This window comes from Streptomyces jumonjinensis (genome assembly GCF_009600885.1).
Lineage (GTDB): Bacteria > Actinomycetota > Actinomycetes > Streptomycetales > Streptomycetaceae > Streptomyces > Streptomyces jumonjinensis.
In genome coordinates this window covers 8,548-16,401 of the sequence record NZ_VCLA01000037.1, presented here as the reverse complement: position 1 = coordinate 16,401, position 7,854 = coordinate 8,548, and the positions used below count along the sequence as shown (strand labels likewise).

Here is a 7,854-nt window from a genome sequence, read left to right as displayed (position 1 = left end):
CCGCACCCCGCCTACTCCGGAGCCGCCCCCGCCCCCGGCCCCGCGCCGGCCGCCGACGCGTCCCGGTGCAGCTCACCGCTCTCGTAGAGCCGTGCGGACCGGTCCACGTGGGTGAGATGCCGTAGCGCGGAGATCAGCGCGTTCCCGAGGACCGTGCCGATGACCGCCCGCTCCACCAGCCCGTCGCGCCCCTTGCGGGTCGCGACATAGTCCAGGTCGGCGAGGGCCAGCGACTCGGCGGCGTCGGCGTAGGCGTCCAGCACCTCGGCGAACTCCCCGTGCCCCACCCCCTCCAGCGTCGCCAGCGTGACGGCCAGCGCCTTGCGGCCCGGGCAGTCGTCGCCGATCCGCCAGCCGCGCCGTTCGATCAGTTCGCCGACCCGCTCACGCGCCGCCTCCAGCACGGCGTCCGGAGCGTCGTCCGGCGCGGCATCCTGCTCGCCTTCCGCATAGCGCGGCACCAGCAGATCGGTGGCGACGCCCAGCACCTTGTGCACCGATTTATCCGGGTCGTCCACGGCCGCGAGGACCTCCCCGATCGCGGCCACCTTCAGCCCCCCCACGTCGAGCAGCGCGCGGATCAGCCGCAGTCTGCGCTCGTGCGCCTCGCCGTAAGTCGCCTGATTCGGGCTGGTCAGCAGCCCGGCGGGCAGCAGCCCCTCCCGTACGTAGTACTTGATCGTCGGCACCGGAACCCCGGTCCTGCGACTCAACTCGCCAATGCGCAAGGCCTTTTCACCTCTCCGTACTTGCTGTGCCGATCCCCATCATAGATAGTGGCACTAACGGATAGCGGGTAGTGCCACTATCCATAACCCGACGGGGTACTCCTATGCCTTTCTGGCGTTCCTGGCATCGACCACTTCTCGCCGTCAGCGCGCTGATGGCCGCTCTGACGGTGATCTCCGCTCTCGGTCTGGCCTTCGACGACCGAGTCCTGACCGGCTCGCCCGTCTGGTCCAAACCCTTCAAGTTCTCGCTCTCGTTCACGCTCTACGGGCTGTCGCTGGCCTGGATGCTCTCCCTGGCCACCCGCGCACGGCGGCTCGGCTGGTGGGCCGGCGCCACCGTCACGGTCACCATGCTGATCGAGATGGCCGTCATCATCGGCCAGACCGTCCGGGGCAGACGCAGCCACTTCAATGTGGAGACCGCATTCGACGCGGCGCTGTACAATGTCATGGGCGCCACCGTCGTCGTCCTGTGGACCGCGAGCCTGGTGATCGCGCTTCTGCTGTTCCGCGCCGACCTGCCCGACCGAGCCTCCGCCTGGGCGCTGAAGCTCGGCTCGGTGATCGCGCTGACCGGCGCGGCGCTCGGCTTCCTGATGACGCTGCCCACCTCCGAGCAGGCAGCGGCCGACCGGGCCGGAACGGCCACGACCCTGGGCGCGCACGCGGTCGGCGTACCGGACGGCGGCCCCTCGATGCCGCTGACCGGCTGGTCCACCACCGGCGGCGATCTGCGCATCCCCCACTTCCTCGGGATGCACGCCCTCCAGCTGCTGCCGCTTCTGGTTCTCGCGCTGCTGCTGCTCGCCCCGCGACTGCCCCGGCTGCGCGACGAGCGCGTACGGCTCCGGCTGGTGCTCACCGCATCGGCCGCCTACGCCGCCCTGGTCGCCCTGGTCACCTGGCAGGCGCTCCGCGGCCAGCCCCTGACCCGGCCGGACGGCGCGACACTGGCCGCCCTCGCCGCGATCCTCGCCGGGACCGCCCTGTCCGCCCGCCTCGCCCTGCGCCCGCTCCCCGTACCCCGCAAGGACCCCGAACGGGAACTCGTGTCTTAGGCATAGGCCAAGTCCCATGAAAAAGTCGAGCGGGCCCCACCCCGGGACCCGCTCGACTTTTTCACCCGATCGAGTGAGCGGCGTCGAGGGCGGCACGGACACCCCGACGCGCGGCGGGTCAGCCGACCGAGCTGTAGGCCACCACACCGCGCAGCAGCGCTTCCACCGCACGGCGCGCGTTGCGGGAGACCGTGCCGGAGTCGGACGGGGCCGCAGCCGCGATCTGGCCCAGCACATCGATCACCTGCTTCGACCAGCGGACGAAGTCCCCCGCGGGCATCTCCGCCTCGCGCAGCACCTCGTCCAGGCTCTTGTCCGACGCCCACTGGTACGCCGCCCAGGCGAAACCGAGGTCCGGCTCCCGCTGGCCCACGCCCTCCGCCTGGTTGATCTTGAAGTCCTCCTCCAGGGCGTCCAGCCGGCCCCAGATGCGGACCATCTCGCCGAGCGCCGTCTTCGCCTTCCCGCCGGGGACCTTCGGAGCGACCGCGTCGTCCGACTGACGTGCCTCGTACACCAGCGCCGAGACGCATGCCGCGAGCTCGGCCGGAGTCAGCCCCTCCCAGACCCCCTCGCGCAGACACTCGCTCGCCAGCAGATCCAGCTCGCCGTAGAGCCGGGCTAGCCGGCGGCCGTGCTCGGTGACCTCGTCGCCGCGGAGATAGTCCAGCTCCGTCAGGAGCGCCACGATCCGGTCGAAGGTGCGGGCGATCGTGTTCGTACGCCCCTCGATACGCCGCTCCAGCTGCCGGGTGTCGCGCTGGAGCCGGTGGTACCGCTCCGCCCACCGGGCATGGTCCTCCCGCTCCGCGCAGCCATGGCACGGATGCGCCCGCAGCTCGGCCCGGAGCCGGGCGATCTCGCGGTCGTCGGCGGCGGCGGCACGCGGCTTGCGGTGCCGGTCGGGGACGATATGGCCCGCCTTGGTGCGGAGCGCCGACGCCAGATCACGCCGTGACTGCGGGGAGCGCGGATTGAACGACTTGGGGACGCGCATCCGCTCCAGCACCTCCACCGGCACCGGGAAGTCGATCGACGCCAGCCGCTTGACCTGCCGCTCGGCGGTCAGCACCAGCGGCCTGGGCCCGTCGTGCTGCTCGAACCCGCGGTGGCCGTTGGTCCGCCCCGCCGGAATCCCCGGATCCAGGACCAGCGCCAGCCCGGCGAACTTGCCGGTCGGGACGTGGATGACGTCCCCGGGCTTCAGCCGCTCCAGCGAGACCGCCGCAGCCGCCCTGCGCTGGGCCGCACCCTGCTTGGCCAGATCGGTCTCCCGGTCCTTGAGCTCGCGGCGCAGCCGCGCGTACTCCTCGAAATCGCCGAGATGACAGGTCATGCCCTCGCGGTAGCCGTCGAGACCCTCCTCGTTCTTCTGGACCTGGCGGGAGATGCCGACGACCGACCGGTCCGCCTGGAACTGCGCGAAGGACGTCTCCAGCAGCTCACGCGAGCGATGCCGCCCGAACTGCTGCACGAGATTGACCGCCATGTTGTACGACGGCTTGAAGCTGGAGCGCAGCGGATAGGTCCGGGTCCCGGCCAGCCCCGCGAGCGCCGCCGGGTCCATGGCCCGCTGCCACAGCACCACCGCATGGCCCTCGATATCGATGCCGCGCCGCCCGGCCCGCCCGGTGAGCTGGGTGTACTCCCCCGGGGTGATGTCCGCGTGCTGCTCGCCGTTCCACTTGACGAGCTTCTCCAGGACGACCGACCGCGCGGGCATGTTGATGCCGAGGGCGAGGGTCTCGGTGGCGAACACGGCCTTGACGAGCCCGCGGACGAACAGCTCCTCCACGACCTCCTTGAAGGTCGGCAGCATCCCCGCGTGATGCGCGGCGATACCGCGCTCCAGGCCCTCAAGCCACTCGTAGTAGCCGAGGACGTGCAGATCCTCGGTGGGGATGGCGGAGGTCCGCTCCTCCACGATCTCGCGGACCCGGGTGCGCGCCTCGTCGTCGTTGAGCCGCAGGCCCGCGTACAGGCACTGCTGTACGGCGGCCTCGCACCCCGCCCGGCTGAAGATGAAGGTGATCGCGGGCAGCAGCCCCTCGGCGTCGAGCCGGTCGATGACCTCGGGCCGGCCCGGCGTCCAGATCCTGCCGCGCTGCCGCCGCTCACGCTCGCGGTCGGCCTCGCGGACCATTTTGCCGCGCCGCCGGTCCCGGGGGTTGTAGCCGCGCTGATTCTCCATCCGCGCCAGCCGTACGAGATCGGGGTTGACCTCGCGCCGGCCGGTGCCGCGCCCGCCGTGGTCGCTCTCCTCCTCGAAGAGGTCGTACATCCGGCGTCCGGCCATCACATGCTGCCAGAGCGGCACGGGCCGCTCCTCGGAGACGATCACCGCGGTGTCACCGCGCACGGTGTCCAGCCAGTCGCCGAACTCCTCCGCGTTGGAGACGGTCGCCGACAGCGACACCAGCGTCACCGACTCGGGGAGGTGAATGATCACTTCCTCCCAGACGGCGCCGCGGAACCGGTCGGAGAGATAGTGCACCTCGTCCATGACCACATGGCCGAGGCCGAGCAGCGACTGCGAGCCCGCATACAGCATGTTCCGCAGCACCTCGGTGGTCATCACGACCACCGGAGCATCGGAGTTGACGCTGTTGTCACCGGTGAGCAGACCGACCTTGTCCGCGCCGTAGCGCTTGGCGAGGTCGGTGTACTTCTGGTTGGAGAGCGCCTTGATGGGCGTGGTGTAGAAACATTTGCGGCCCTGCTGGAGGGCGAGGTGGACGGCGAACTCGCCCACGATGGTCTTCCCTGAGCCGGTGGGCGCGGCGACGAGCACGCCCCTGCCGGCTTCCAGGGCCTGACATGCCTCGATCTGGAAGGGATCCAGATCGAATTCGTACATCTCGCGGAAGGGGGTCAGCGCGGTGGCTTCCTCCGCTGCGCGGATGCGGGCGGCGGCGTAGCGCTCTGCGGGAGAGAGATCCTCGGTCATCTTGCTCACGAGCCTACCCAAGAGGTACGACAGTCAGCGCGGGCTTAATCACCAGGGCACCCGCCGGCCCCGCCGCGGGCTCAATCGCCCAGGCACCCACCGTCCCCGCGCAGCGCCGCAGCTCAATCCCCCCAGGCACCCGCCGGCCCCGCCCCGGGCTCAATCGCCCCGGGCCCCCACCGGCCCCCGCCCCAGCGCCCCGCCGCCCGCCCCGAGCACCCGTACCGCGCCCGGCACGCTCTCCGCCGTCAGCGGCAGCGGCCCCAGCGGCTCCCCGTCGGCGTACGCGGTGAGCCCGGCCGCTTCGAGGGCGATGGAGCGCGCCCGGTCCACGGTGACCTCGGGGCGGCTCAGATGCGTCCCCCGGTAGAGCTTCGGGAACACCCTGAGCAGGGTGGTGCGGTCACAGCCGGCGACCACGGTCACGTCGAACAGCCCGTCGTCCATCGCAGCCCCCGCGCACATCCGCATCCCGCCGCCGTAGACGGGCCCGTTCCCCACGGCGACCAGGGTGGCCTCGATCTCCCGCACCGGCCCGCCGTCCAGGGCGATCCGGTACGGGATGGGCCGCAGCGCCGCCAGTTCGGCGAGCATCGCCAGGTCGTAGCGGAACCGCCCCACCGGCCATCGCATGCGGTTGCCCCGGTCGGTCACCCGGGAGTCGAAGCCGGACGCGAGGATGGTGCCGAACCACCGCTCCCCCACCCGCCCCAGATCGATCTCCCGCGCCGATCCCTCCTTGAGCGCCCGGGCGGCCAGTCGCGCGGCGCGCGCCGGGTCCCGTACCGGCAGGGCGAGGGAGCGGGCGAAGTCGTTGCCGGTGCCGACCGCGATCACCCCGAGCGGGGTGCGGGTTCCGGCGACGGCCTGGAGCGCCAGGGAGACCAGCCCGTCGCCGCCGACCGCGATCAGCGCTCCGGTGCCGCCGCCCACGGCGTCCCGGGCCCTGCGCAGCGCGTCATGGGAGTCCTCGCCGAGGACGGTGCGCACGGAGAATCCAGCGTCGCGCAGGGCGCGGGCGGCGGGCTGCGCCGCGCTCGCGCCCCGGCCGCGTCCGGCGGTGGGGTTGACGAAGAGAGTGATCTCACTGGTCATTCGCGCGACGTTACTGCACCGGGGGGATGGCCGAGGGGGCGGACGGGAATCCCCGCCGCCCCCTCGGCACCACTGCTCGGCTCAGGTGATGTCGTCGTATCCGTTGACCCGGTGCGAACGGCCGCCGTCGGCCGCGCCGCCGCCCTGCTCGGGCAGCCCGCCGGAGGCCGCGACCGCCTCGGCGCCGATGTCGTCCGGGCCGAGGTCCAGCCGGGACGCCTCGTCGTCGTCGAGACCGGCGTCGGGGTCGCGGCGCAGCCGGCGCCGGTCGTTGAGGATCGAGACGCCCACGGCCATGAAGTAGAGGACGATGATCGGCCCGGAGAGGGCGATCATGCCGACCGGGTCCGTGCTGGGCGTCGCGACCGCGCCGAAGACGAAGATGCCCATGACCACGCCCCGCCACCAGCCGGCCATCTGCTTGCCGGTGACCACGCCGAGCGCGTTCAGCATGATCAGGACCAGCGGCAGTTCGAAGGCCAGGCCGAAGACCGTCACCATGCGGACGGAGAAGTCGAGGACGTCGTCCAGCTGGAGCTGGTTGCCCGCGGCCTCGGGGGTGATGCTGATCAGCACCTTGAAGCTGAGGGGCATGACCAGATACGCGAGGTACGCGCCGGCCAGGAAGAGCGGGACGGCCGCGGCGACGAAGTAGTACGTGTACTTCTTCTCGCCCTTGTGGAGACCGGGGGCGATGAACGCCCACAGCTGATACAGCCAGACGGGGCAGGAGAGGATGAATCCGGCGAGCAGCGTCACCTTGACGGTGGTCGTGAAAGGCGAGAGCAGCCGGTTGAAGACGACGACGGCGCAGTCGCCGCCGCTGTTGGACTGGCCGGGCTTGCACGCCGGGACGGGGGAGGCGAGGAAATCCATCAGCTGCTGGCTGTAGAACGCCGCGATGATCGACATGACGACGATCGCCAGCATCGCCTTGGCGAGCCGATTGCGCAGCTCACGCAGATGCTCGGCGAGCGGCATCCGCCCCTCGGGGTCCTTCGCCTTGTTCTTCGAGCGGGCAGGCTTCAGCAACCCACGTCCTCATCTCATGCGGCAGACCGCCCTGTCAGGAGACGGCCTTGGGGGTCAGCGCTGGGCGGAGTCGGTGGGCTGGGCCACGGGACGGCCGCTCTGCACATCGCCGGGCGCGGCCTGGATCGTGCGGGGAGCCGGCTGGCCCGGCTCGGGGTCCTTCGGCTCGGCGGGCGCGGCGGCGGGCTGGCCCTCGGACTTCATCTGGCGTGCCTCGCTCTTGAGGATGCGCGCCGACTTGCCGAGCGAACGGGCCATGTCGGGAAGCTTCTTGGCCCCGAAGAGGAGAACGACGACGAGGAGGATGAGAGTGATCTCCATCGGACCGATCTGTCGCATAATTCTGGTCTACCTTCTCACCGAGGCGGCATGGGCTGAGCTGAGGTCGTGGCGGACGGATCCGATGCCACGACCAGATGCGATCGTAACTCTCATGGGTAAACGCGGGGCAATCCCTTTGCGTACTCCCGTCGACGGCCGACGCCCCCGCGCCGATGCCGCCGCCCTCAGCGTACCGTCCGCCACGTCCGCGCATCAGGGTGCAACGGGCACCGATTGCATCGGCCACACGGAACGCCGTCAGCGCAGGCTGTCGCCGCTGCGGGCCAGTCCGGCCGCCGCCCGCTCCAGATCATCGGCGGCGCGGTTGATCCGCTCGGTGGTACGGGCGACCTCCCGGCCCAGCCGCTGCGCCTCGACGAACACCCGGATACCGAGGACGCCGAGGACCGCAATCCCGAAGAAGCCGAGGGCGATGGCGAGCATGGGCCAGAACATGCGGAAGAGCCTAGACCGTTCCCGGACCGGGGGTGAGCCGCAGGGTGCGCACCCCGCCGCCGGTCAGCAGCTCGACGATCCGCTCCCCGGCCGGCTTGCGGACGGACGAGCCGCACTCGGGGCAGGTGAAGGAGTAGAAGGTGGTACGGCGGCTCGCGCCGATCGCCAGCCGCAGCGCCTCGGCGGACAGCTCGAAGCGGGCGCGGCAGTCGGG

Annotated in this window: 8 protein-coding genes; 1 reads left to right on the top strand and 7 read right to left on the bottom strand. The window is 71.2% G+C overall.

All coding sequences use genetic code 11. The features are described from left to right. Nucleotides 1-11: 11 nt before the first annotated feature. Nucleotides 12-728: a MerR family transcriptional regulator gene (locus FF041_RS04995; RefSeq protein WP_153521194.1), complete on the bottom strand. Its 717-nt coding sequence runs from the start codon at nucleotides 726-728 to the stop codon at nucleotides 12-14. 104 nt (nucleotides 729-832) lie between these two features. On the opposite strand from FF041_RS04995, the gene FF041_RS04990 reads away from it, so the two are divergent. Further along, nucleotides 833-1,789: a hypothetical protein gene (locus tag FF041_RS04990; protein ID WP_153521193.1), complete on the top strand. Its 957-nt coding sequence runs from the start codon at nucleotides 833-835 to the stop codon at nucleotides 1,787-1,789. 118 nt (nucleotides 1,790-1,907) lie between these two features. Here the strand turns inward: FF041_RS04990 and FF041_RS04985 are convergent, their stop codons facing one another. From FF041_RS04985 to FF041_RS04960, 6 genes are all read right to left on the bottom strand, one after another. After that, nucleotides 1,908-4,736, bottom strand: coding sequence for a DEAD/DEAH box helicase (locus tag FF041_RS04985; protein ID WP_153521196.1), 2,829 nt, complete (start codon nucleotides 4,734-4,736; stop codon nucleotides 1,908-1,910). Between the two features lie 159 nt (nucleotides 4,737-4,895). Continuing rightward, nucleotides 4,896-5,831 (bottom strand): diacylglycerol kinase, encoded by a 936-nt coding sequence (locus FF041_RS04980; protein WP_153521192.1) that lies wholly within the window; start codon nucleotides 5,829-5,831, stop codon nucleotides 4,896-4,898. Between the two features lie 81 nt (nucleotides 5,832-5,912). Then, entirely contained in the window at nucleotides 5,913-6,812 is a 900-nt protein-coding gene (gene tatC / locus FF041_RS04975) for a twin-arginine translocase subunit TatC (RefSeq protein WP_153483936.1), read from the bottom strand. A gap of 105 nt (nucleotides 6,813-6,917) precedes the next feature. Continuing rightward, nucleotides 6,918-7,205: a Sec-independent protein translocase subunit TatA gene (gene tatA, locus FF041_RS04970; RefSeq protein WP_323371762.1), complete on the bottom strand. Its 288-nt coding sequence runs from the start codon at nucleotides 7,203-7,205 to the stop codon at nucleotides 6,918-6,920. Between the two features lie 237 nt (nucleotides 7,206-7,442). Continuing rightward, nucleotides 7,443-7,640, bottom strand: a complete 198-nt coding sequence (locus FF041_RS04965) for a hypothetical protein (protein ID WP_153521191.1) — start codon at nucleotides 7,638-7,640, stop codon at nucleotides 7,443-7,445. 10 nt (nucleotides 7,641-7,650) lie between these two features. Then, the coding region (locus tag FF041_RS04960; RefSeq protein ID WP_153521195.1) for a hypothetical protein at nucleotides 7,651-7,854 on the bottom strand (204 nt) is incomplete at its 5' end.